The organism is Thermostichus sp. OS-CIW-30, from assembly GCF_054060215.1.
In genome coordinates this window covers 13,833-36,953 of sequence record NZ_JBSSCZ010000002.1, presented here as the reverse complement: position 1 = coordinate 36,953, position 23,121 = coordinate 13,833, and the positions used below count along the sequence as shown (strand labels likewise).

Here is a 23,121-nt window from a genome sequence, read left to right as displayed (position 1 = left end):
GCCGCTATTGGGGGAGCCGCTTCTCGAAATCCAAATCCGGCATCGGCAAGTTGGCCTGGGCACCTCCTTGGCCGGTGAGCATTGCCAAGCGGCGGGAGATTTCGTCGTCCATGGCCATTTCATCCAGTTGGGCAGCAATCTGCTCGCTGCGATCTTCCGAGAGTTCGCTCATGGCTCGGGATTTGAGCTGGCGAGCCTGGATAGCATTCTTTGCCGCCTCAAATTGGGACTTGGCCGAGTCGATGTTGTAGGAGTTGTTGACGCGGGTCATCTGCTCCAGAGCTTGGTTCACCTCGTTGATGTCTTTGAGGTTGCTCAGCTCGCTCTTGTAAGCGGCCAGTCGTTCTTTCTCGCGGGCCAGCTTTTGCTTGGCGGCGTTGACGTAGCGCTCGGCAGTTTCCACGTTCTCCTTAAGGGGGCCGAGAATGGCCTCAATTTGCAGCGCTTGGGACATAGCCAGGCGGGCAGCCTCTTGATCGCCCCGTTGGGCGGCCAGGCGAGCTTTGTTCTCCAGGGCCTGGTACTCCCGCACCTTTTGCATGTACTTCTGCTCAGCCCGCTGATAGGCGGCTACTTGGGTGGCAACGGCTTCCGTGAGACGCTGAACCGTCTCCTGCATCGTGCGTAGGGATTCTTCCGCCACCATCACCGCTCCTGTGCCGCCTTTCTCCACCGGGATCCCCCACAGCCAGTTCCAAGTTCCGACGATGACGCTGCCGGCCCGTTGCCCAAAAATGCCGTAGATAATCTTGCGTGCGCCCATGGCCTGACCCTCCTGCTTGTGCGTGCCTCTACTGTATTTAACTTTCTCCCTGACTGGAAAGATCTCAGGGATCCGGCAAGTGGACAAATTCAAATCCCCGCTTCTTCAAAGTTGGGATCAACTGCCGCGTTACCTCAACCACTTGGGCTCCTCCTTGTACCCCATCGTGCAGCACGATTAAGGAGCCAGGCCGCACCTGGGCCAGCACCCGCTCCACTACCACCGATACCGGTGGGATCAGCCAATCCTCAGGCACCACGCTCCACATCACCGGACAAAAGCCCCAACGGCGCAAATCCGCAAGCGTCTGCGGCCAAAACAAGCCATTGGGCGGGCGCACAGCCCGATAATCGTCAGGGATCCCGCCACAGGCAGCCACCAGGGCAGCTTGGCTGCGCTTCAGGCTCTGATAAAGCTCTCCAGGGGCAAGCTCGGTAAAAGGGCGATGCTGCCAGCCGTGAAGGCCAATGCGGTGGCCTTGTTGGCGGATCTGACGGGCCAGGTGGGGCCAGCGCTGCACCCGTTCTCCCAACACAAAAAACGTGGCCGGCACCTGAAAATCCATCAAAACCTGCAACAAAGCAGGGGTGTACTCAGGGTGAGGGCCATCGTCAAAGGTCAGAGCCACCCGCTGGGTATGGGGATCTGCCGGCAACTCCCACAGGCCGTCGGGAAAGAGGGTCTTGAGGCCCCAATGCAGGGGTGGGTAGAGAGATGGGGGCAGGATTTGCCGAGAAGAGAAGAGCATTGTGGTGGGCTGTATTTTGTCCAGAACCAGAGGGCAATGCTTTGGGTGATCAACTGGGTAACAAATTTAGGTATTGCCGATTGAGCCAACCAATTGAAAAAATGGGCATGAGCATTGTAGCTAACAAAACAGACAGGGGTGGCGGGCCTATCGATGGCTTTTTGGATCTTGCCGTAGCCGGGTCACAGAAGTTGGAATTGGAATCCCGTCCTGTTGACCGCCGGGCGCTCTTGCTGAGTTCTTGAGGCCGATGATGGATGTGGGATCCCTTCTGCCCATAGCCCAGATCCGATAGGCTAGATTCACCCTCAAGGTATCAGCTGATGGCTTGGCAAACTCCAACACTGCTGCTGGTGGATGGTCACTCTTTGGCTTACCGCTCCTTCTACGCCTTTGCCTACAGCCGCGAGGGGGGGTTGCGCACTTCCACTGGGATCCCCACCAGCGTCAGCTTTGGCTTTTTGAAATCGCTGTTAGAAGTCTTGGACAAATACACCCCTACCCATGTAGCCGTTGCCTTTGATACACGGCAGCCCACTTTTCGCCACGAGGCCGACGAAACCTACAAATCAGGCCGCCCGGAAACGCCACCGGAGTTTATCGAAGATGTGGAGAACCTGAAGCAGGTGTTGACGGCACTACGCATCCCGATTTTGGTGGTGCCTGGTTTTGAAGCCGATGACATTTTGGGCACCCTCAGTAGGCTAGCCCCCCAAGATTACCGGGTGCAGATCTTAAGTGGCGATCAAGATCTGTTCCAGTTGATCGATACCGATGGAAGAGTTCGGGTTTTGCACCTCAACAGCAAAGATCGCATCAGCGAGTTTGGCCCCGAACAAGTGAAAGAAAAATTGGGCATCTGGCCTTGGCAGGTGGTGGATTATAAGGCCCTCTGTGGCGACCCTTCCGACAACATTCCCGGGGTGAAAGGGATCGGCCCCAAGCGAGCTGTGGAGCTGCTGGAGCGCTACGGCAGTTTGGATGAAATTTTCGACCACCTGGACGAGATCCAAGGAAAAGTCCAGCAATACCTCAAAGAAGGGATCCCGGCGGCCCATCACTCGCAATTTATGGCTCGGATCAAATGCGACGTTCCTCTTTCTCCCGACTGGGAGAGCATGAAATTAACCGGGTTTGATCAAGCAGAATTGCTGCCGCTGCTGGAAAAATTGGAGTTTCACAGCTTCATCGCCCAAGTGCGCAAAATACAAACGGCTTTGGGGGGGATCCCAACCGAGGCAGAGGTGGTTGGCGCTTTTAATCCCACCGGGGATCCCGCAAACGCTCCTGACGAAGCCCTGTGGTTTGATTTTGCCCTCGATCCCGTCCCTTCTCTGCCGGCGGTGCGCATCATCGATACGCCGGAGCAACTGGAGCTTTTGCGGCAAGAGCTGCTGGCCTGCCCAGGGATTGTAGCTTGGGATACTGAAACCACCAGTCTAGATCCACGGGATGCCCAATTGGTGGGGATCGGCTGTTGTTGGTCAGAGGGAGATATCGCCTACTTGCCCATCGGCCACCGCCAGGGATCCAACCTGGATTGGGAGCTGGTGAAACAAAGCCTGCAACCCCTTTGGGAAGATCCCAACCGACCCAAAAGCCTACAAAACTGTAAGTACGACCTGAGCATTTTCCGCGCCCACGGGATCCGCCTGCAAGGGATCCAGTTTGATCCCATGTTGGCCAGCTACGTTTTGGATCCAGAAGCCAGCCACAACTTGGCCGATTTGGCAGCCACCCATTTGAATTTGCCGACCACCAGCTACAAAAAGTTGCTGGGCAAGGAACAGTCCATTGCCGATATCCCGATTTCCAAAGTTGCAGAATACTGTGGAACCGACGCCTATTGTGCCTATCGTCTGGTGCCAATCCTCACCGAAAAGCTGCAGAAAACCGATCCACGCCTGTGGGATCTTTTTATTCAAGTCGAGCTGCCCTTGGCCCAAGTTTTGGAAGAGATGGAGTGGATCGGCATTCGCGTTGATACCGAGTTTCTGAGGCAATTTTCCCAAGAGCTGGAACAAGAGCTGCAAAGTTTGGAGCAGAAAGCTTATGCCCAGGCTGGAGAAACCTTTAACCTCAATTCTCCCAAGCAACTGGGATCCCTGCTCTTTGAAAAGCTGAAATTGGACATTCGCAAAACCCGCAAAACGGCTACTGGCTATTCCACTGATGCCTCAGTTTTAGAAAAGCTAGAGGGGGATCATCCTCTCATCGAAACCATCGTGCAATACCGCACCTTGGCCAAGCTGAAATCGACCTATGTGGATGCTCTGCCTGCCCTGGTAAGAAGCGATACCGGCAGAGTCCACACCGACTTTAACCAAACCGTTACTGCCACCGGCAGGCTCAGCTCCTCAAACCCCAACTTGCAAAATATTCCCATTCGCACCGAGTTCAGTCGCCGGATTCGACAAGCTTTTATTCCCCAAGAGGGATGGCTATTGACGGCAGCAGATTACTCTCAAATTGAGCTGCGCATTTTGGCCCACCTCAGCCAAGAACCTGCCTTGCTGGAAGGCTTTCGCTCAGGGGAAGATGTGCATACCCTGACCGCCCGCCTGCTCCTGGAAAAACAAGAAATAACCAGCGAAGAACGTCGCCTGGCCAAGACGATTAACTATGGGGTGATCTACGGCATGGGGGCACAGCGCTTTGCCCGCACTGCGGGGGTTTCTTTGTCGGAAGCCAAGCAATTTTTACAGCGATTTAACGAGCGCTACGCCGGCATTTTTGCCTATCTGCGCTCCACTGAAGCCTTTGTGGAAAAGCATGGCTATGTAGAAACGATCTTGGGTCGCCGTCGCTATTTTCCCAATTTGTCTCGTCTGACAGGCCATCGCAAACAAGCGGAATTACGGGCAGCTGTGAATGCTCCCATTCAGGGATCCGCCTCGGACATTATCAAAGTAGCAATGGTGCGCCTGCGGCAAAAGCTGCAGAACTTTCGTTCCCGCTTGCTCCTGCAAGTGCATGATGAGCTGGTGTTTGAGGTGGATCCCTCGGAATGGCAGGCCCTAAAACCGCTGATCCAAAGGGAAATGGAAGGAGCAGTGCCCCTCTCCATACCGCTGGTGGTGGATATCCAAATTGGCCACAATTGGAAGGAAGCCAACTAGACCATGGGAGGCAGAAAACCCCAGGTTTGCAAGGAAAGGGATCCCGGCTCCGTGAAAATGTTAAGCTATGTAAAAGCGTTTGTTGTTTTCTTATGACTGTTGAGATTTACACCTGGCGTTTTTGTCCCTTCTGCATCCGGGCTAAGCAACTGCTGGATCGCAAAGGCGTGAAGTATATCGAGTACGCCATCGATGGAGACGAGGCAGCACGGGCGGAAATGGCCAAGCGGGCCAACGGCCGCCGTTCGGTGCCGCAAATTTTCATCAACGACCAGCATATCGGCGGCTGCGACGATCTTTACGCGCTAGAGGCTCGCGGCCAGTTGGATCTGCTCCTACAGCAGGCCAGCTAAGCCTCAACTGTATCTCTCATCACTTTGTAGCCTGTTTAACTTGAGCGCGAGCCTGCTTCACCATGGCAATTAAGGTTTGATGGGCGTCCTCGGAGTCCCGCAGGGGGTGGTCGAAGCGGATCCGCAGCGTTTGTACGGCCCCGTCGACCTGCACCCGCAAGTCCATCCCTTCCGGGTCAATGGCCTGCATGCGGGCTTGGGTAACTCCTTCCACCTGGCCAAAGACCCTGGCGTAGAGGGCTATTGCATCGGCATGATCTTCGTTCATGTGCTTGCAGATGCGCTCGCTAACTTGGGGGGTGAGAGGATCGCCCATGGCAGTTGTTTTTGGCTTACAGCCCTCAGTTTAAAGCTCCCGCCAGTCCACAGTAAACTACCCAACCCTACCCCTGGCCAGTACAATAATGCGGCTAACCCAGCGTTAAAAGCGGCGCTCCCGGATAGGCAGCCGTTTAGGTTTCAGAATAAAAAGGCAGGGATCCCTTCCCCTCCATCCCAGAGAACACCAGGGATCCAGGGGATCAAGCTTGTCCTTGGGCCTGTAGCTCCAACAGCTCATCTGCCATATCCAAAAAAGCCTCCCGATCCAGATAGGAGACATCTCCCACCCACTCCCCCAGCTTGACCACATAGACCTCGCTCAAGGTGGGCCGGCGCTGCAAATCGCGGGAATAGGCTTTCACCAACCCGAGCACCGATTGCTTTTTGACAATTCGCCTGTAGCGGGGATCGTCCTTGGCCCGCACACGATAGACGACTCCGGTCTCATCGCCAATTTCCATCTCAAACTGGCGCTCCCGCACCTCTTCAATGTAGAAGTTGCCATCTTCATCCAGCTTTTCTCGCTCTTCCACCACCACCTCGTAGCGGCGAGTGCGCAACACCTGCCCAAAAAACAATCCCCCATAGGGAATCTCGCGAAAGGCTAGCTGACGGCGGGAGATGGTATAGAGCGGCCCCCACAGGAAGGGATAGAGCAACGAGAGAATCCCGACCAGAAAGGAGATCGCCCCCAGAAAGGATCCCTCGCCAAAAGCGCGAGAGAGAACCAGCAGCGCCACGCCCACCAAAATGGCCGTGATGATGCGGCCCGTGCTCTTGAGGGCATCGCTCCAGTAAGCCGCATACTGAAGGCGCGTTGGCACCACCGGAATCACCGATTCGCATTCTTCTGGGGTTAGCTCCAACAACATGCTCCAAGGATCCTCACAATGCCACACTCCATCTGCAACGGGCCAGACCCTATCTTAAAATGAGGCAGGGGCGCTTCGCCGCCGGGCTTGTCTGCTGCCAGTTCTTGCACACTTCCCACTTCCATGCTGACAGGATCCCATTTCTCCTCGACCGGCCAGACCATCAGACAGCAGGTGGCCCAGTTGGACGAGGGATCCCGTCGCGACAAGGCTTGGCTGGGGGATGCGGTGTTGAGCTTGTTTGCCCGGCAGTGGCTGCTTGGGCCACCTCAAGACTGGCAAGTGCCTTCCCCGCCCAGTTGTGACTTGAATCGCGCAGAACTCTTCACTTGGCTGACCTCCAATCAATTTTTGTCGGCCTTCAGGGATCCCACGCAGGTTGAGGCGGAAATCGGCCTGGTTTACGAAAAAGAAGGTCTACAAGCAGCGTTTGAATATATCCAGGCGCACCTGCTGCCTCTATTTGTAAGACAGGTGAACAACCGCGCCAAAGCCCTGCGTGGCAAACGCCACTAGCCAGTTTCTGAGCGAAGCAAGAGCGCGGCAGGATGGCTGGGCAGGTCGCCTCTTGAGGGGGAAGCAGAGTTAATGGGAAGAAGGGGGATCCACCCAGCGCCCATCGGCTTTGATCAGATCGATCAGCGCCTGCACGCCTTCCGATTCCGGCACCCTTTTCACTTCCTCTTTGCCGCGGTAGAGAGAGATCACCCCCGGCGTCTTGCCCACGTAGCCGTAGTCGGCGTCGGCCATCTCTCCCGGCCCATTGACAATGCAGCCCATGACGGCAATGTCCAGCCCCACCAGGTGCTGGGTTGCGGCGCGCACCTTCTGCAGCACCTCCTCCAAATTGAAGAGGGTGCGGCCACAGGAAGGGCAAGCCACATACTCCACCATGGTTTTGCGCAGGTTCAGAGCTTGCAAAATGCCGTAGGCCACCGGGATCTCCTTCTCTGGCGCTTCCGTGAGAGAAACCCGAATCGTGTCGCCGATCCCTTCAGCCAAGAGGGTTCCGATCCCCACCGCCGACTTGATGCGCCCATATTCTCCATCGCCCGCCTCGGTGACACCTAAGTGGAAGGGGTAATTCAGGCCCAGGGCATCGAAGCGACGGGCTGCCAGCCGGTAGGCCGCCAACATGACCTGCGGGCGGGAGGCCTTGAAGGAAAGCACCACATTGTGAAAGTCTTGCTCGGCGCAGATTTGGGCAAATTCCAGGGCCGACTCCACCATGCCCTCAGGCGTATCCCCGTAGGTGAAGAGCATCCGCTCTGCCAGGGATCCATGATTTACCCCGATGCGCAGGGCTTTGTTCTGGGCTTTGAGGGTCTGGACAAGGGGGGTGAAGGTTTCCCGGATTTTGTTACGAATGGCCTCAAATTCCGCCTGGGTATATTCTGTGCGACCGGGCTGAGGTTTTTCAAAGACGAACAACCCTGGATTGATGCGCACCTTGTCCACGTATTTGGCCACCTCCAGGGCGATCTTGATGCCGTTGTGATGGACATCGGCTACCAAAGGCACCGGCTTGTAGGTTTGGATCAGCTTCTCCCGAATTGCCTCCATCGCCTTGGCATGGGCCATGCTGGGAACGGTAACCCGCACAATCTCTGAGCCCGCCTCGTGCAGACGGCGGATCCCGGCCACTGCCGCGTCGACGTCGAGGGTGTCCTCGTTAATCATGGACTGTACCACCACCGGGTGCTGGCTGCCGATCAACACATCGGCTACGGCCACCGTACGGGTGGGGCGACGGGGATAGACCGGTTCTGGGTAGGGCTGCTGGGTGGGGGCGTTGGGCCGATCCAGGGTTTGCATAGCTTGGTCAAGCCAAAAGAGCTGCTCTAGCTTGATTGTAGGTCGGAAACTAACCTGGGATTCGACTCAGCTCAGGGTAGAGGCTGAGGGGTTCAACCCCGAGGATTTCGACGGGATCCCCAACCCTCAGGTGCTTGCCCGTCTCCGTTCTCGGGATCCACGTATTGATTCCAAGGCGATAGAAATGGTCAAAGCGGCTGGCTTCGGCCCAGGGTGGCAAGGTTTTCTGCCGTTGCGCTACGAAGTGCTTTTGAAAACCGGGATAGGCATCTCCGCACAGGGGATCCCGGCTGGGCACCACACAGCGGGCGCAGGGGTTGAGGCCCAGCAGCTCCACTTCCCCAATGCGAAAGCGCACCCCTTGATCTGCGCGGGCAAAGAGACGATCCTCCCAAAAGGCAGAGCAATCCGACAGCTCGATATTCATGCGAAAGCGCTGCCGAACCGCTTCCAGGGTCAAGTTGGGGAACCAACCGGCCACCGTCTCCAGAGTGGCTGTGCTGATCAGGGTGGGGCCGTCGGCATAGGGATCGTCTGGAAACCCCCTGAGAGGCTCCTCCAGCAGTTGCACCGGAAAACCGAACCAATCGCTGAGCCAAGTCTGCAAAGCATCCCGCTGCTGCTGCAGGTCAAACTGAGCCGCCTTGCCATCCCCCCACAACTGCACCTGGCCCAACTGGGGATCAAACCGGGCCCGCAGGCGGTGGACTGCAGCATGGCGTTTGCCGTTCACCCGCTTCCCCTCCGCATCCACCAGGGCGTAGCGCCGATCCCCCTCCAAAGTCCCCCCTGCCGTCAGCCTCACCTCAGACAGAGGGATCCCATCCAGGGACTTGATGGGATAGACCGTTAACCTGGCAACCTGGGGCATGGCCTGTCTGCCGGGATCCCTGGGGGTGGGATCCGCCTTAGCTGCTTAACTGTCGGCTTCGGTGGGATGGTCGGTCATGGGGTAGCTGCGGATAAAGTCTCTGGGGGTTACATTCTCTACAAACTTGCGAAAGGCCTCCCGCTCCGCCTCGTCGGCATCCTGGTTCATGGGGATCGAGGCTTCCGCAATGACCTCTTCCACCGTCCAGATGGGAACATGGGCCCGCAGGGCGAGGGCAATGGCGTCGCTGGGGCGGCAGTCGATCTCTTGTTTTTTGTCACCATTCACGGTGACGAGCACCGCGTAGAAGGTGTTATCCAGCAACGCGTGAATGATGACTCGCTCCAGCTTGATCCCCCACGTCTTCCAGGAATTGAGGATGAGATCATGGGTCATGGGGCGCAGTGGCTTTTGGTCGTCCAGGGCCTGCAAAATGGCGTTGGCCTCTGCTTTTCCCACCCAAATGGGCAGGGCACGACGCTCACTGCCATCGCGCAGGATGACAATGGGGTTTTGGTTGACGGCATCGACCGCAATCCCAGCCACATGCATCTCGATCATGAGCAATTGCCTCCAGCCGGTGATCTTGATCGTATCTACGGGCGTCAAAGTTTGGCAACACACCATGAGCTCAGTTGGTAGTCCAGTTGAAGTGGCTTTGATCGGGGGCACTAGCGAGAGCCGCAGCTTGGCCGACGCCCTCAGCCGGCAGGGGATCCCTTGGGTGGCAACCGTCACCACCGAAGGGGCCAGAAGACTGTATCAGGATTTGCCTGGTCAGGTGGTGGTCACCCGATTTTCGCCGCCATCTCTGGAACAATTCCTGCAAGAGTGCCGGATCCGCGTAGTGGTGGATGCCTCTCATCCTTTTGCCCAGCAAATCTCGCAACTGGCCATCCAGGTGACGGCTCAACTGAGGATCCCCTACCTGCGCTACGAACGCCCTCCTCTGGAGCTGGATCCCTGGGTCCAGGTGGTGCCGGACTGGCAGGGGGTGCTCACAGAGGCGGTGCTGGCGGGGCGGCGGGTGCTGCTGACGGTGGGAGTGAAGGCCCTGCCCCTGTTTGTACCTTGGCAAGATCGCTGCCAACTGTGGGCACGGGTGCTGCCGGAATCGGTTCCCCAAGCGGTGCAAGCCGGGATCCCTGTCGAGCGGGTGATCGGGATGCGCTTACCCCTCAGCTTGGAGCAGGAACTGCAGTTTTGGCAGCAGCTCAGCCCTCAGGTGGTGATCAGCAAAGCCTCTGGGGAAGCAGGTGGGCTGGGGATCAAACAGGCGGTGGCCAAAACACTGGGGATCCCTCTGTGGGTGATCCGGCGACCCCCCTTGGACTATCCCTGGTGCAGCCAGGATTTGACAGCAGTGGTGCAGGCCTGTAGGCGATGCTTGGAAGGAGCGGGACCTTGAGGTTGCCCAGCTCCAGTCCAACGGGTCAAAACGGCTCTTCGGGGGGCAGGTTGGAGTCGCGGTCTTGACGGGATCCCAGCAGTTCTAGGCGATCTACAGCGATGATGGGCCTCTGGCGCTCTTCTCCGGTGGATTTGTCTTTCCAGCGATCGAACTTGAGGCTGCCCGTTACTCCGATAAGACTGCCTTTGCGCACATACTCTCCGGCCACCTCGGCAGTGCGGCCCCACAGCTCCAGGTTAAACCAATCAGGCTTGTCTTCCCCTTTGCGGAATCGGTTGACCGCCAGGCTGAAGGTACACACCACCCTGCCCGACTCAAAGTAGCGCACCTCCGGATCCATGCCGGCTCGCCCCACCAGGGTCACCAGGTTCAAGCTCATGGGTAGTTTCTCCAGACCGCCAGTAGATCTAGCCTTCGTTGTAGCGCTCGCAAGGGATCCCTGTCATCTTTTTGCTTGCGACCGTCAGCTTGGGCTCAGAGCCGATTCTTTAGGATATTTTCTTTAGGATATTTACAGATTTAGCTGCGGGGATCCCGATTGATCTCTGGGAAAAGCCTCTGCTGTGATGGACTTGATGCTCGGGATCCGGATCCGCACTCTGTCGCAAAAGTTTACAATGGCAGAAGCAGTTGAGCAAATGCCAGCCCACCAGACACTCCCACCGGCCAATTGCAGGGCTAGCAGAGCAGGTTCGTTGCTGTGAGAGGACGCATTCGGAAGCATTTCCCATGGAATTCATCTACACATACGCCTGGTTGATCCCCGTCTATCCTTTGGTGGCAGCCTTTCTCCTCGGCTTAGGTATCCTGATGTTCAACGCCTGGACAAGGGCCAACCGCTCTTTGGCTGCCTTTTTGAGCGTGTTCGCGACCGGGACGGCGATGGTTCATGCCTTTGCCCTTTTGGTCAGCCAGGTGCAAGGGCACGAAACCGTCCTCAGAACCCTCACCTGGGCCCAGGCGGGATCCTTCTCGGTGGATATGGGCTTTGTCGTGGATCACCTGAGCGCCATGATGCTGGTGGTGGTGACCACGGTGGCCTTTTTGGTGCAGATCTACTCCGACGGCTACATGGCCCACGATCCCGGCTATGTGCGTTTCTACGCCTACCTGAGCTTATTTAGCTCCTCGATGCTGGGCTTGGTGGTCAGCCCCAACCTGGTGCAGATCTACATCTTCTGGGAGCTGGTGGGGATGTGCTCCTACCTGCTCATCGGCTTTTGGCACGACCGGCAGGCAGCGGCAGAAGCAGCGCAAAAGGCGTTTGTGGTCAACCGGGTGGGAGATTTCGGCCTGCTGTTGGGCATCTTAGGTTTTTACTGGATTTCCGGTACCTTCGCGTTTGACGAGATCGGGCGCAACTTGCAGGAGATGTTGGCTGCCGGAGCGGTGAGCAGCAGCTTGATTGCCCTGTTTGCGGTGTTGGTGTTCTTGGGGCCGGTGGCCAAGTCGGCCCAGTTCCCGCTGCATGTGTGGTTGCCGGATGCCATGGAGGGCCCCACGCCCATTTCCGCTCTCATCCACGCAGCCACGATGGTGGCGGCTGGGGTATTCCTCTTGGCCCGCATGTTCCCGGTGCTGGAAGGGATCCCGGCGGCCATGGACATCATCGCCTGGACGGGGGCGGGCACAGCCTTCTTGGGGGCCACCATTGCCATCACCCAAAACGACATCAAAAAAGGCTTGGCCTACTCCACCATTTCCCAGCTGGGCTACATGGTCATGGCCATGGGGTGCGGCGCCTATGGGGCGGGCCTGTTTCACCTGATGACCCACGCCTACTTTAAGGCGATGCTCTTTTTGTGCTCTGGCTCAGTTATCCACGGCATGGAAGCGGTGGTCGGCCATGACCCGGTTTTGGCCCAAGACATGCGCCTGATGGGGGGGTTGCGCAAATACATGCCGGTTACGGCCATCACGTTTTTGATCGGCACGTTGGCCATTTGTGGGATCCCGCCCTTCGCCGGCTTTTGGTCTAAAGACGAGATCTTGGGCGCTGTTTTCGAACGGAACCCAGCTCTGTGGGGGGTGGGCTTCCTCACCGCCGGGATCACCGCCTTCTACATGTTCCGCATCTACTTCCTCACCTTCGAAGGGGAGTTTCGCGGCACCAACCTGAGACTGCGGCAGGAGGTGGCCATCAGCCAGGGCCGTCCTGTGCCGGCTTTTGCCTACGTTTTTGCGGGGAAACAACCGGCCTTTGGCCCTGGAGCCATGAACATTCAAGAAAAACCCCAGCCCAGCAGCCATCCTGAAGCCCAGGAAAACCTGCACGACGGAGATGCCCATGCCTCAGAGCCCCATGAGTCCCCTTGGTCGATGACCTTCCCGCTGTTGGCTCTGGCCGTCCCTTCTGTGCTGATTGGCCTGGTGGGCACCCCTTTTGCCAACTTCTTTGAAGCTTTCATCCACCCACCGACTGAGTCTGTGGCAGAGGCAGGCTCGATTTTACCGCTGGTGGCAGCAGAGTGGCAGGAGGTGCTGGCGGGCCATTTCGATTGGGCAGAGTTTCTGATCATGGCGGGTAGCTCCGTGGGCATCGGGCTGATCGGCATCACTTTGGCCAGCTTGATCTACTGGCAAAAGCGCATCGACCCGGGCACCTTCCCCCAAAGCCTGCAGCCGCTCTACTACTTCTCCCTCAACAAGTGGTACATTGACGACCTCTATGAGCGAGTCTTTGTGCAGGGCACCCGCTTCGTGGCACGGGAGGCGCTGGAGGTGGACAGCCGCATTGTGGATGGTGTGGTCAACCTGACGGGCTTGGTGACCATGGTGAGCGGCGAGGCGATGAAATACCTGGAGAGCGGCAAGGCCCAGTTTTACGCCTTGATTATCTTTGCAGCGGTGGTGGTGATGGTGGTGGCATCAGGGGTAGGGTTCTAGCTCGAAGGCGAGGATGGATCCGGCCCGCTTGGCCAAGGGATCCCTCAGCCTAGAACTGCTGCTATGCTACGGAGCAAGTTAAGCGGATCCCTTGTTGCAATGGCCCCGCGTTCTCTTAAGTCGATTTCGCATCCCTTGTTGGCGGAAAGGCAAGGTCAGAGGGAGCGTGTCTTGGCCCTGAAAAATCAGATCGAAGCGATCCTCTACTTAAAAGGGCAGCCCCTGGAGCTATCCGCCCTGGCCCAGTTGGCCCATTGCAGTCGCGACGAAGCCTACGATGCGCTGCTGGAATTAATGGAAGACTATGCCCATCGCGATTCTGCCCTGGAAGTCCTACAGGTGGGGGAAGGGTTTGCCCTGCAGTTGCGGGAGCCGTTTTTGGAGCTGGCCAACCAGCTTTTACCCCCTGAAATTGGGGTGGGTGCTACCCGTACCCTGGCTACAATCATTCTGCGTGGCCCGCTCTCGCAAGCCGATTTGGTGGAGTTGCGCGGCCAAGGTGCTTATCAGCACGTGGCAGAGTTGGTGGAAAAAGGCTTTGTGACCCGCTATCGCAAAGAAGGCAGCCGTTCCCCCTGGTTGCGGGTGACCGATAAGTTTCATCGCTACTTCACGGTAGATGAGCTGGCCAAAAAAGCAGCAGAGGCGGCTTCTTTCCCCGAAGAATAAACTTTGAAGAATAAACTTTCCCCAACTGCAAAATGAGGGATCCCTAACTCCTCTCTCCCAAAGGGAAAGTGTCTCAATCTGGCTTGAAATAAAAAAGGATCCCCTGGTCGGGGATCCAAATCAAGAGGAGCGCAGCTTCGGCAGAGAAGGGATCAGCCGAAAGTAGGTTCGATTGCTGAGACTTCTACTTGTTGGGCTGAGGGGTGACCCGCAAATAAGGCTTAATTTCCTTGTAGCCTTTCGGGAACTTTTCTTTCAGCAATTCCGGATCTTTCAACGAAGGCGGGATGATAACATCGTCACCGTCTTTCCAGTCGGCGGGAGTGACAACGTTATACTTATCCGTCAGCTGTAGGGCATCGATCACCCGCAGGAGCTCGTCGAAGTTGCGGCCTGTGCTGGCCGGGTAGGTAAGAATGAGGCGTATCTTCTTGTTGGGATCGATGATGAACACCGAGCGCACCGTCAGGGGCAGCCCTTCTTGGTTGATGTTGGTTTGATCCAACATGTCGTAGAGCTGAGAGACCTTGCGGTCTGCATCCGCCAAGATGGGATAGTTCAGGGTGGTGTTCTGGGTTTCCTCGATGTCTTTTACCCAGCCGACGTGGGAGTCCACATCGTCCACACTGAGGGCGATCACCTTCACACCCCGCTTTTCAAATTCGGGCATCAGCTTGGCAACGGTGCCCAGCTCTGTGGTGCAGACCGGCGTGTAATCGGCGGGGTGAGAGAACAGCACCACCCAGCTATCTCCAGCCCAAGAGTAGAAGTCAATTTCGCCGTGGGTGGACTTTTGCGTGAAATTGGGAGCAGTATCGCCAAGTCGGAGAGACATACGCTCTTGATCCTCCGTAAAAGGGTTCAATCCGGTGAGACAGGGATCCGAATCCTTCGATCCGATCCCTCTTGATCTTGCCACATAAACCCCGATTTTCCGAGCGGATTACAGGTGATTTTAAGATTGTCCTCACCTAAGCCGCTACTGAGGGAAGACGACATGGGGATCCACCAGCTCGGCTACGAATTGGTGCAGGATGGTGACATAGCGCTCTCTGGCCACCTGCAGCAAGTTGTTGTGATCGGCTCCCTCGATGGGCACCAAGCGTTTGGGATCCCTCGCTGCTTGATAAAGGGTTTCAGCGTGCCAAAAGGGGATCAAACGATCATGGGTGCCGTGCAAAATCAGCAGCGGGCAATCGATCTTGGCAATGCGGCTGAGGTTATCGAAGCGATCGAAGGGCAGCAGCGGGATGCGCGTCAAGACGCGGAAGGCAGTCACGAAAGTAGATTCCAGGATCAGGCCGCCCACTGGTTTTTGCGCTGCCAGGTAAACCGAGGGCCCGCCCCCTACTGATCTTCCATAGACCAAGATCCGCTCCGGCGGGATCCCTTGGGCAACTAGGTAAGTGTAAGCGGCCTCGATATCTTTGTAAGCGCCGGCCTCGGAAGGGATCCCTTCGCTGGTGCCGTAACCGCGGTAGTCGTAGGCCAAGACGGCAAACCCAGCCTGCTGCAGGTGCACCAAGCGGGGCAGGATATCCCCCAAGTCTTCGGCGTTGCCATGGCTGTAGAGGAGGGTGTAGGCAGCGGCGGGATTGGGCAAATGTACCGCTGAAATCTGTAGCCCATCAGAGGTCGTGAGCTTGAGAATGGCATCCCCATCTCGATAGCTGGCGGGACGAGGCAAAAAGATCATTCGCTCCGATTGAAACCAGCCCAGCCAGAGCAGGTAGCCGTACACCACCAGCCCGACGAGCAGCAAAGATCGCCCCACGCGCAGCCATGGGAAGGATCCCCAAACTAGTTGTAGGAGATCTCGGTGGGGCATTGACAGGAAGGCATCGACAAGTAAGTTAAGCTCAATTTGCGGCACTTGCCCAAGGTTCTGCGCTGCTTACAGGCAACCCCTTTCCCATAAGGGAAGAGGGGAGCAGGAAAACTGCATCCTTCAGGGCTCCGCTTGAGAGAAAAAGCATTTCCAGGCACAAACCCCAATCCAGTTGACAAGGGTGTGGGCGACAATGGTGACCAACAGGTTTCCCGACAGCCACAAGCCAATCCCCATGAGGATACCAACCCCACCGGCCCAGACGGCATAAGGCCAGCCTTGCCATCCCAGCCAATGCAAGGCGCCAAACAAGAGGCCGCTCAGCAGGATCCCGCCTGTCCACCCTAAGGGGCTGGCCACCAGCAGGGACATCAACACGCCGCGAAACAGCCATTCCTCGCTCCAGCCCGGCAGCAGGCCCACCCAAAGGATGTCTCCCCACTGCAAGGGATCCGCCACCCAGTGTAAGTAGGCAGTGGCTGCCCGACGATAAGCCGGCCAGAACCGGTAAACCCCCCCGCTGAGCAGAGCCACCCCCAGTCCCAGCCCTGCCCCCCACGCCAAGGCCAGGGGATCCCAGCGAAACGGCACGGGAAAGGAGGATCCCAGCCAGATCCAGAGACCCACAATGAGAGCCGAAAACAGGGTGGTGATGCCCATTCCATTCAAGATCTGTTCGCGTGTGCAGGGCTGAATCTGGGAAGTCATGGAGGGGATCCCTAGGCTTCGAAGTCCGGAGGGTTAACAGCAGCTGCTGTTTTTATCATCGTTTATCTCAGCGGTCCTAGGTTCACGGCAGGTTGACAGCAGCTACAGAGCGTCCCTCAAAACTGCCTCAGCTTGTAAGCCAGCATGGATATGAGCCTTGAGTGTGACCAAAGGGACTCAATCGCCCCCTTGCTCTGTCTTCTGAGCCTCTGTGTAGCGCTTGATAACCTCTCCGGAAACTTGCCCCGCTGTACCCGCGTAGTAGCTTGGGTTCTACAAATAACCACCCCAGAGCCTCTTTTTGAGTTCAGAATGTCTCCCAAAGAGAGCAGGAGCCGTGGAACTTTTAATACCTTGGCAACGACCGCCGGAGCCGCCTTGGGAGAAGCAGAAAGAAAAACGTGATTCAAGGCTTAGAGTAGAGAAGGGCTTCCAAGCTTTTACCCTCAGCCCGGCTATACCCCGAATACCCACACCCGAGATGGGTGCAAAGTGCTCCGCACCACGGACGCGACCGAGCGGCGCATTCACCAAGCCATTCAAAACGCGCAGGCTCGCTTCGACAGCGACAAGTTCGCCGACAAATTTGCCCAGCAACTGCGGGGAGAGCCGGGGAACTGAAGAAAAGCGAGCAGGAATGGCTCAGTCGCCTGGGAGCCTTGGGCAACCCAACCAACGGCGGATCTACCGCTGGCCAATTCAAATCTGCGGTGGGATTGTTTTCTGGAGAGTTGCCGCTACCATTACACTTTGAGCGTTGCCACCGGAAACTCCCCGGCGGGAAAAGAAGAGGGGGCTGCGTCCAAAGTGGGGAATTAAGGTCATGTTCCAGCGTATTGCTCTCGGCTCTGCTGCATTGGGATTGCTTCTGGCCATACCCGTCCTTCCCAGCCACGGGTTTGGAGAGCCCCGGGTCGTTCCCGATACCCCGTTCTACTTCGACAACCACCGCTTCGATCGCTACCCAGATGCGGTTGTGGTGCGGGTGGTCAACGGCGACACCCTAGTGGTGCAAATCGAAGGGGAACAGAAGATGCGCCTAATCCGGTTGGCCGGGATCGAGGGTCTCAGCCCGGAAGAAAACCCCTATTACCAGCAAGCCATTGAACTGATGCGGGAGCGCATCCTCTACCGCACCGTCAAGCTGGAAGGGGATAAGTTGCTGCGCAACGTAGATGCTACGGGCTTGGTGGAGGCCTATGTCTGGTTAGAAGGCCATCAGATGAACGCCATGTTGGTGCGCAATGGCCTGGCCCGTATCGTCCCCTACAGCCACAACATCAAGTACGACAGCTACTACGGTGGCCTACAAGAAAAAGCCCAGCAGGAGCGCCTTGGCATTTGGAGCCGTCTCTGAGTTGGCTTTATACTGAACTTCAGTTCTTTAATCTTCAAGGGAGCAGAGAGGAAAGAGCTTCTCCCTTCTCTCCCGTTACTTCCTCTAGGTTATGCCTAGCCTGCCTTGACGGTTGAACCCACTCCAGCCCCCAGGGATCCCAATCGCTGGGTGAGGCGGCTGCCTCTGGTGACCGGCCTTTTGGGCAGCGTCCTTTTGGTTATTAATCGACTGGCCTTTACGCCGGAATTGCTTACCAGCCAGTCCCGTTCAGATGCCTTGGGGATCCTCCTCAGCGCCGTTTTGATCCTGACCGGCCTGCTGTGGCAGCAGGTCCAGCCTCTTCCACCCCAAACGGCCCCCCTGCAGGGGATCCCCGGCTGTGATTGGCATCCCGATCTTTCCGAAAGCGAGAAACTGGAGCTGGCTTGGGCCTCCCATACCCTGCTCAGCACCACCGCCGCCCGCACCGTGGTGATCTGGGTGGGTGGGCGAACCCTCCTACAACGGGGGATCCTGGCCAACCCCGGCCAGATGCCCTCCATTCAGCCCAAGAGCGTTTTACAGCGGGTCTTGCAGACGGGGCGGCCCGTGTATTTGGTGGATCTCAAGCTGTTCCCGGCCCGCGCCGAGTTCGATGGCCTGTTGCCCCCCGGATCCCAGGCCGTGCTGTGCCAGCCCATCGGCCAGCGAGGGTGCTTGATTTTGGGGAGCGATACCCCACGCAGCTTCAGCCGGCAGGAGCAAACCTGGATTGCCGCCATTGCCGACAAGCTAGCAGCCACCCTACTCCCCTCTCCCCCTGGGAGAGGGGCTGGGGGGTGAGGGCTAGGCGGCGCTCTCTAGGCTCACCTGGAACACTTCGCTGAAGGCTTTTTCCACCTTGTAGCCCGAGTCGATGGTTTCCAAGGGATCCTTGCGCAGGCGGTGACGCAAACACAGGCTGATCACCCGACGGATATCGGCGACGGTGACCTCACTGCGCCCCTCTAGAGCTGCCAGGGCCTTGGCAGCCCGGTTGGTGACAATGTCTCCGCGCAGCCCATCCACCTCCAAAGCCGCACATACTCCGGAGATCTTCAAGCGCAAGTCGGGATCCACTGCCACGTTGGGCAAAAGATGTTGGGCTTTTTCGATGCGCTCCCGCAGGCGCTGCTGGGAATCGGCATACTTGGCCAAAAAAGCCTGGGGATCGGCGTCGAACTGGCTGCGCTCCTCCACGATCCGCACCCGCAGGGCAGCATCTCGCACCGTTTCGATCTGGACAAACATGCCAAAGCGATCCAGCAGTTGAGGCCGCAATTCCCCCTCTTCCGGGTTGCCGGATCCCACCAGCACAAACCGAGCCGGATGACGAATGGAAATGCCCTCCCGTTCCACGGTGTTCCAGCCTGAGGCCGCCGCGTCCAGCAACACATCCACTAAGTGGTCATCCAGCAAATTGACTTCATCCACGTAAAGGATGCCTCGATTGGCCTTGGCTAGTAGCCCTGGCTCAAAAGCCTTCACCCCCTGAGCCAAGGCCCGCTCAATGTCGAGAGTGCCACACACCCGGTCTTCCGTTGCCCCCAAGGGCAGATCCACCATCGGCACCTGGATCCAAGTGCTTTCCAGCGTTTCTCCCGCCTGCAGGCGCTCCCACACTTGATCGCTCATCAAGTCCCGCTGCCGCGGGTGGCTGTTGAAGGGATCCCCTTTCACCACCTCGATCTGGGGCAGCAGGTCGGCCAAAGCGCGGATGGTGGTGGATTTGCCCGTGCCGCGATCCCCCATGATCAGCACCCCGCCAATGCGCGGGTCGATCACGTTGAGGAGCAAGGCCAATTTCATCTCCTCTTGGCCGACGATGGCCGTAAACGGGAAAACCGGGCGACGTTCCAAATGCATAGGGGCAATAACCAACAATTCATCCCCATTATCCCAGAGGCCACTCCCTTCTGGGGGTCAGATAGGCTGGAAAGGGACTGGAACTGGAACCTAAAGACCAGTTTTCGGTCAAATGGAAAAGCAAGCTCAGTTGTCAGCGTGGACGACGCCCTGGGCTTTCACAGAGAGGAGCAGATAGGATCGAAGCCCGCGGGGTTCATCAGAGTGTTGAACCGGCGTGGGGCCGAAAGCTCACAAAAACCCTAGGCAACCTGAGCAACAGTTGGCGGGTGGGGAGACATCAGCGGTGTCAGGCAAAGCAAGTCGGAGATGGTGGACGGCATTTCCAATCCAAAGCGTGGTCCAAAAAGGGCTGGTGGGTTTGATCTGGGTTTGCACTTGGATCCCTGTGCTCACTGTCTCTCTGGCCGTGGCTCAAACCCCCACCACCTCTGTGGTGTTGAGCGATGAGCAGGTAACAATGTACGCCCGTATCGTCTTGGAGATGGAGCCCCACCGGCAAGAGGCCCAAAAGCGCTCCCAAGCCACAAACGACCCGGCCAGCAAAGATCAAATCCGGCGAGAATTCATCCGCACCGCGACCGAGATCATCACTCGCCACGGCATGACTGTGCCCGACTACAACCGCATTACACTCTTGATCCGCTCCGAAGAGGGCAAAGCTTTGCAACAGCGCATTGAGGCCGAAATTCTCCGCCTGCAAAGCGAGGATCCCCGACCGCCAGTCCGATAAAAGTGACTGGTAAAAGTGACTGGGGCCGGAGAATGAAGATAGGCTGGAAGCGAACGTTGGTGTTCATCCAGGCGAGCGGGGGAAAAAGATGAACGAGCCCATGTCGCCGTCAGTACGGGCGGCTATCGAGCGGATGAAGTCTCGTTTGCGCATGACTCGTCGCTTCGGGTTTTGGTTCCAGGCGATCTTGGGGGCGACGGCGCTGCTGCTGTGGTTTGGCTTTTTAATCGGCCAAAATACCGTCTATCGAGATGACTCGCTGGGGGCTGTCATCGCCTTCTGGTTCACCTTGTTTACATTGCTCACCCTGGCAGCCGGTCTATTTTTCAACTGGCGCTACTTGCTCCACGCGGAGCGCCGCTCAGCTTCTGCTGATGCCCTAAGCCAATTGGATCTGCCCAAGCAGTTGCAGTTGGTCACCTATGTCAGCCTCATTGGAGCCTTCCTTGCTTTGATTGGTATGGAAGCCCAAGTGGGCGAGCTGTTGGCGCGCATGTTTTCCCGCACCCAGGCCAACCAGGTGACAGGAGTGCTGCTGCTGGCCGCCAACATCAACGTGACGTTTGCCCACTTTGTCTGCTTGGCAGGGGTTCTCTGGATTACCGGTGTCCTCGACCGCGAACCATAGCGCCGGATCCCTGGCCCACCTTTGGGAGTCATGTGGACAGTGGCGAGACGGCTTGTTGTTTTTATAGTCGTTTACAGTCGTTCCAGTTCAGGGCAAGACACCTGAGCTACTGTTCGCGCTAGCGGGACGGAGTCCTTGAAAGGCCTTCTGGCACGGTGCATTTAACGTTTTAGGCGTGGGTGCAGTGTCCTAGTTTGAATCGAAATGACCATAAATGGGCAAAGCAAAGAGCCCCCAACTTGGGAGATAAGCTGGGGGAAGCCCTTTAGGTTTGCTTGAGTTTTCTCCAGACCACCCAGGCCTTTGAGACCTTTGCGACCTCAGTAAAAGCAATGGCTTTACTTAAAGCCCACTGCCGCTTGCCAGACAAAAGCCAGCAGGAAAAACAGAACAGGGATGATCGGCAAAATGTCGATCAGCGGGTCAAACAATTCATAGCCTTCCGGCAAACTGGCCAGGAACACCATCGCTGACATAGCAACAAACCTCAGGGGAAAATGCGGCTGAAGAAACTGCTTCTTTCAGAATTAAAATAGAGCTTAACATCATCCAGCAGGGATCCGGACTAAGTTCAAGAAATGTAAAGGAAGTGGCGACCTAGAGAACGCCAATGTTAGAGAGGCCCAAAACGACCCCCACTCCCAACAAATGGCCAAAGCTGGCAACCCCGATGACTTCTGGCCAGGTCATTCCCAGTACCGGCCCAGTCTCTGAGGCCACTCCAGAGGAGGATTTGAAGCTCAAGTAAGCCAGCCCTGTGCAGAGCAGAATGATCACGGCGTTCAGGGGGGACCAGGGGCTGGTTTGAGCGGTCAGAGCCAACAGCGCAACAACAGGCATCATGGTTTCCATCCTCAGCTCAGGTTAACCGACCCTTAGATTACCCCTCCTGCTGGGATCCCCTCGCAATCTGCACATGAATTGCAACAAAACCTCACACTACGGCTTTTCTCTGGCTTCAGGGGCAGTTTGCCGTTGCCGGGATCCTTCAGGAATCCTTGGCCAGGAGAGGAAGGTGCCCCCATGGCTGGGGTTGTGAGGAAAATAAGGCTTGGGCTGAGAAGCTGGGCAGGTCTCTGCCGTATACTAACGAAAGTTAACAAACTTATCTCTTCGATCTCTTTTCGGTGTGATGACTGGGACGCGCTGCCTCGACCCATCCTCTCTGTCTGCACTGTGCGCACCTAAGGATGGCTGCCGATGACTGTTGCTGCTACTGCTGAACCAGCCCAAAAACCTTTCGCATTGCCTCGTGAGCTGTTGGGGCCACCCTCGGAATTTTGGAATCCCACCTTGCTGATGTTTTTGGCTGCGGTGGTGCTTTCGGCCTCTTGCTTTGGCGGGTACGCCTTTTGGCACTGGCCCAAATGGATGGTGTTCTGGCTCAATTTTGTGGCCCTCTATGTTCTGGGCACGGTGATTCACGATGCTTCCCATGGCTCGGCCCACCGCAACCGCTTTCTGAACGAGGCACTCGGACACGGCTCTGCCCTGTTGCAGGGTTTTGTCTATCCCGTCTTTAAGCGGGTACACATGCAGCACCACGCCCACGTCAACCATCCTGAAGACGATCCCGATCACTATGTCTCAACGGGAGGGCCGCTGTGGCTGATCGCGCCGCGGTTTTTCTACCATGAGGTGTTTTTCTTTAAGCGGCAGCTCTGGCGGAAAGGTCGCTGGGATCTGCTGGAGTGGGGCTTGAGTCGGCTGGTGGTTATCCTGACCTTTGGTCTGGCCAGCTACTTCGGCTACACCGACTACATCATGAACTATTGGCTACCCCCTGCCTTTATCATGGGGTTCTTGCTGGGCTTGTTTTTTGACTACCTGCCCCATCGCCCTTTTCAATCCCAAGAGCGGTGGTACAATGCCCGCGTCTATCCCGGATGGCTGACCAACATTCTGCTGTTGGGGCAAAACTATCACCTGATCCACCATCTCTGGCCTTCTGTTCCCTGGTACAAATACCAAGCAGCCTACTGGGCAGCCAAACCTGAGCTGGACGCGCGCAACTGCCAGCAAACGCTGGGGATCTGGGAGAAGGGAGAGTTTTGGGGCTTTTTGTACGATGCTCTGATCGGTCTGCACTGGCACAAGCCCACTTCAGCTCACCCCGCTGCGCCAGCCAATCCAGAATCGGAGGGATCCCCTGCGGATCCACAGCTTGGCTAGC

General features: G+C 57.2%; 26 protein-coding genes. 12 read left to right on the top strand and 14 right to left on the bottom strand.

All coding sequences use genetic code 11. From position 1 onward, the window contains the following. Positions 1-4: 4 nt before the first annotated feature. Both ACVWZF_RS01085 and ACVWZF_RS01080 read right to left on the bottom strand, forming a co-directional pair. The gene (locus ACVWZF_RS01085) at positions 5-763 is read right to left on the bottom strand and encodes a PspA/IM30 family protein (protein ID WP_011431800.1); all 759 of its coding nucleotides are present in this window, start codon (positions 761-763) and stop codon (positions 5-7) included. A gap of 64 nt (positions 764-827) precedes the next feature. After that, positions 828-1,511 carry a polysaccharide deacetylase family protein gene (locus ACVWZF_RS01080; protein ID WP_011431799.1) on the bottom strand — a complete coding sequence of 228 codons (684 nt, stop codon included), beginning with the start codon at positions 1,509-1,511 and terminating at the stop codon, positions 828-830. 323 nt (positions 1,512-1,834) lie between these two features. On the opposite strand from ACVWZF_RS01080, the gene polA reads away from it, so the two are divergent. Both polA and grxC read left to right on the top strand, forming a co-directional pair. Then, positions 1,835-4,630: a DNA polymerase I gene (gene polA, locus ACVWZF_RS01075; RefSeq protein WP_011431798.1), complete on the top strand. Its 2,796-nt coding sequence runs from the start codon at positions 1,835-1,837 to the stop codon at positions 4,628-4,630. Positions 4,631-4,722: 92 nt separating this feature from the next. After that, positions 4,723-4,983 (top strand): glutaredoxin 3, encoded by a 261-nt coding sequence (gene grxC, locus ACVWZF_RS01070; RefSeq protein WP_011431797.1) that lies wholly within the window; start codon positions 4,723-4,725, stop codon positions 4,981-4,983. A 19-nt stretch (positions 4,984-5,002) separates the two neighbouring features. Here grxC and ACVWZF_RS01065 read toward each other — a convergent pair whose 3' ends face one another. Next, the gene (locus ACVWZF_RS01065; RefSeq protein WP_011431796.1) at positions 5,003-5,299 is read right to left on the bottom strand and encodes a DUF2470 domain-containing protein; all 297 of its coding nucleotides are present in this window, start codon (positions 5,297-5,299) and stop codon (positions 5,003-5,005) included. A 205-nt stretch (positions 5,300-5,504) separates the two neighbouring features. Next, positions 5,505-6,176 (bottom strand): transporter permease, encoded by a 672-nt coding sequence (locus ACVWZF_RS01060; protein WP_011431795.1) that lies wholly within the window; start codon positions 6,174-6,176, stop codon positions 5,505-5,507. An 87-nt stretch (positions 6,177-6,263) separates the two neighbouring features. Here ACVWZF_RS01060 and ACVWZF_RS01055 point away from each other — a divergent pair, with 87 nt between their 5' ends. Further along, the gene (locus ACVWZF_RS01055; protein ID WP_011431794.1) at positions 6,264-6,692 is read left to right on the top strand and encodes a hypothetical protein; all 429 of its coding nucleotides are present in this window, start codon (positions 6,264-6,266) and stop codon (positions 6,690-6,692) included. A gap of 69 nt (positions 6,693-6,761) precedes the next feature. Here ACVWZF_RS01055 and ispG read toward each other — a convergent pair whose 3' ends face one another. The 3 genes from ispG to ACVWZF_RS01040 are packed head-to-tail and all read right to left on the bottom strand — an operon-like array spanning position 6,762 to position 9,423. Beyond that, on the bottom strand, positions 6,762-7,991 hold the full coding sequence (ispG, locus tag ACVWZF_RS01050) for a (E)-4-hydroxy-3-methylbut-2-enyl-diphosphate synthase (protein WP_011431793.1): 1,230 nt from the start codon (positions 7,989-7,991) through the stop codon (positions 6,762-6,764). Positions 7,992-8,040: 49 nt separating this feature from the next. Then, entirely contained in the window at positions 8,041-8,862 is an 822-nt protein-coding gene (locus ACVWZF_RS01045) for an MOSC domain-containing protein (RefSeq protein ID WP_457410609.1), read from the bottom strand. Between the two features lie 45 nt (positions 8,863-8,907). After that, positions 8,908-9,423, bottom strand: a complete 516-nt coding sequence (locus ACVWZF_RS01040; RefSeq protein WP_011431791.1) for a bifunctional nuclease family protein — start codon at positions 9,421-9,423, stop codon at positions 8,908-8,910. Here ACVWZF_RS01040 and ACVWZF_RS01035 point away from each other — a divergent pair. Beyond that, a complete protein-coding gene (locus ACVWZF_RS01035) occupies positions 9,422-10,270 on the top strand; it encodes a cobalt-precorrin-6A reductase (protein ID WP_457410608.1) in 849 nt (282 codons plus the stop codon). The genes ACVWZF_RS01040 and ACVWZF_RS01035 overlap by 2 nt on opposite strands. 25 nt (positions 10,271-10,295) lie before the next feature. On the opposite strand, the gene ACVWZF_RS01030 is transcribed toward ACVWZF_RS01035, so the two are convergent. Then, entirely contained in the window at positions 10,296-10,652 is a 357-nt protein-coding gene (locus ACVWZF_RS01030; RefSeq protein ID WP_414355416.1) for a single-stranded DNA-binding protein, read from the bottom strand. A gap of 350 nt (positions 10,653-11,002) precedes the next feature. On the opposite strand from ACVWZF_RS01030, the gene ACVWZF_RS01025 reads away from it, so the two are divergent. Together ACVWZF_RS01025 and scpB are read left to right on the top strand one after the other, a co-directional pair. Continuing rightward, positions 11,003-13,159: an NAD(P)H-quinone oxidoreductase subunit 5 gene (locus ACVWZF_RS01025; protein WP_457410606.1), complete on the top strand. Its 2,157-nt coding sequence runs from the start codon at positions 11,003-11,005 to the stop codon at positions 13,157-13,159. Between the two features lie 171 nt (positions 13,160-13,330). Next, positions 13,331-13,828 carry an SMC-Scp complex subunit ScpB gene (gene scpB / locus ACVWZF_RS01020; protein WP_414399267.1) on the top strand — a complete coding sequence of 166 codons (498 nt, stop codon included), beginning with the start codon at positions 13,331-13,333 and terminating at the stop codon, positions 13,826-13,828. Between the two features lie 184 nt (positions 13,829-14,012). On the opposite strand, the gene ACVWZF_RS01015 is transcribed toward scpB, so the two are convergent. From ACVWZF_RS01015 to ACVWZF_RS01005, 3 genes are all read right to left on the bottom strand, one after another. Continuing rightward, positions 14,013-14,663, bottom strand: coding sequence for a peroxiredoxin (locus tag ACVWZF_RS01015; protein WP_457410605.1), 651 nt, complete (start codon positions 14,661-14,663; stop codon positions 14,013-14,015). Between the two features lie 144 nt (positions 14,664-14,807). After that, a complete protein-coding gene (locus ACVWZF_RS01010; RefSeq protein ID WP_457410603.1) occupies positions 14,808-15,656 on the bottom strand; it encodes an alpha/beta hydrolase in 849 nt (282 codons plus the stop codon). A gap of 120 nt (positions 15,657-15,776) precedes the next feature. After that, positions 15,777-16,364 (bottom strand): CPBP family intramembrane glutamic endopeptidase, encoded by a 588-nt coding sequence (locus ACVWZF_RS01005; protein WP_457410601.1) that lies wholly within the window; start codon positions 16,362-16,364, stop codon positions 15,777-15,779. Positions 16,365-16,856: 492 nt separating this feature from the next. On the opposite strand from ACVWZF_RS01005, the gene ACVWZF_RS01000 reads away from it, so the two are divergent. From ACVWZF_RS01000 to ACVWZF_RS00990, 3 genes are all read left to right on the top strand, one after another. After that, a complete protein-coding gene (locus ACVWZF_RS01000) occupies positions 16,857-16,985 on the top strand; it encodes a hypothetical protein (RefSeq protein ID WP_414328685.1) in 129 nt (42 codons plus the stop codon). 202 nt (positions 16,986-17,187) lie between these two features. Beyond that, positions 17,188-17,721 carry a thermonuclease family protein gene (locus ACVWZF_RS00995; RefSeq protein WP_457384643.1) on the top strand — a complete coding sequence of 178 codons (534 nt, stop codon included), beginning with the start codon at positions 17,188-17,190 and terminating at the stop codon, positions 17,719-17,721. Between the two features lie 105 nt (positions 17,722-17,826). Continuing rightward, positions 17,827-18,525 carry a cofactor assembly of complex C subunit B gene (locus ACVWZF_RS00990; protein ID WP_457396265.1) on the top strand — a complete coding sequence of 233 codons (699 nt, stop codon included), beginning with the start codon at positions 17,827-17,829 and terminating at the stop codon, positions 18,523-18,525. Between the two features lie 3 nt (positions 18,526-18,528). On the opposite strand, the gene bchI is transcribed toward ACVWZF_RS00990, so the two are convergent. Next, a complete protein-coding gene (bchI, locus tag ACVWZF_RS00985) occupies positions 18,529-19,587 on the bottom strand; it encodes a magnesium chelatase ATPase subunit I (RefSeq protein WP_011431779.1) in 1,059 nt (352 codons plus the stop codon). A 388-nt stretch (positions 19,588-19,975) separates the two neighbouring features. On the opposite strand from bchI, the gene ACVWZF_RS00980 reads away from it, so the two are divergent. Both ACVWZF_RS00980 and ACVWZF_RS00975 read left to right on the top strand, forming a co-directional pair. After that, on the top strand, positions 19,976-20,320 hold the full coding sequence (locus ACVWZF_RS00980; protein WP_414418490.1) for a DUF4168 domain-containing protein: 345 nt from the start codon (positions 19,976-19,978) through the stop codon (positions 20,318-20,320). Positions 20,321-20,408: 88 nt separating this feature from the next. Continuing rightward, positions 20,409-20,948, top strand: coding sequence for a DUF3611 family protein (locus ACVWZF_RS00975; RefSeq protein ID WP_414332564.1), 540 nt, complete (start codon positions 20,409-20,411; stop codon positions 20,946-20,948). Positions 20,949-21,286: 338 nt separating this feature from the next. Here ACVWZF_RS00975 and ACVWZF_RS00970 read toward each other — a convergent pair whose 3' ends face one another. Both ACVWZF_RS00970 and psaK read right to left on the bottom strand, forming a co-directional pair. Further along, positions 21,287-21,424 carry a photosystem II reaction center protein K gene (locus tag ACVWZF_RS00970; RefSeq protein WP_041436063.1) on the bottom strand — a complete coding sequence of 46 codons (138 nt, stop codon included), beginning with the start codon at positions 21,422-21,424 and terminating at the stop codon, positions 21,287-21,289. A gap of 121 nt (positions 21,425-21,545) precedes the next feature. Continuing rightward, positions 21,546-21,791, bottom strand: coding sequence for a photosystem I reaction center subunit PsaK (gene psaK / locus ACVWZF_RS00965; RefSeq protein ID WP_011431775.1), 246 nt, complete (start codon positions 21,789-21,791; stop codon positions 21,546-21,548). Between the two features lie 357 nt (positions 21,792-22,148). On the opposite strand from psaK, the gene ACVWZF_RS00960 reads away from it, so the two are divergent. Continuing rightward, entirely contained in the window at positions 22,149-23,120 is a 972-nt protein-coding gene (locus ACVWZF_RS00960; protein ID WP_011431774.1) for a fatty acid desaturase, read from the top strand. Position 23,121 lies beyond the last annotated feature (1 nt).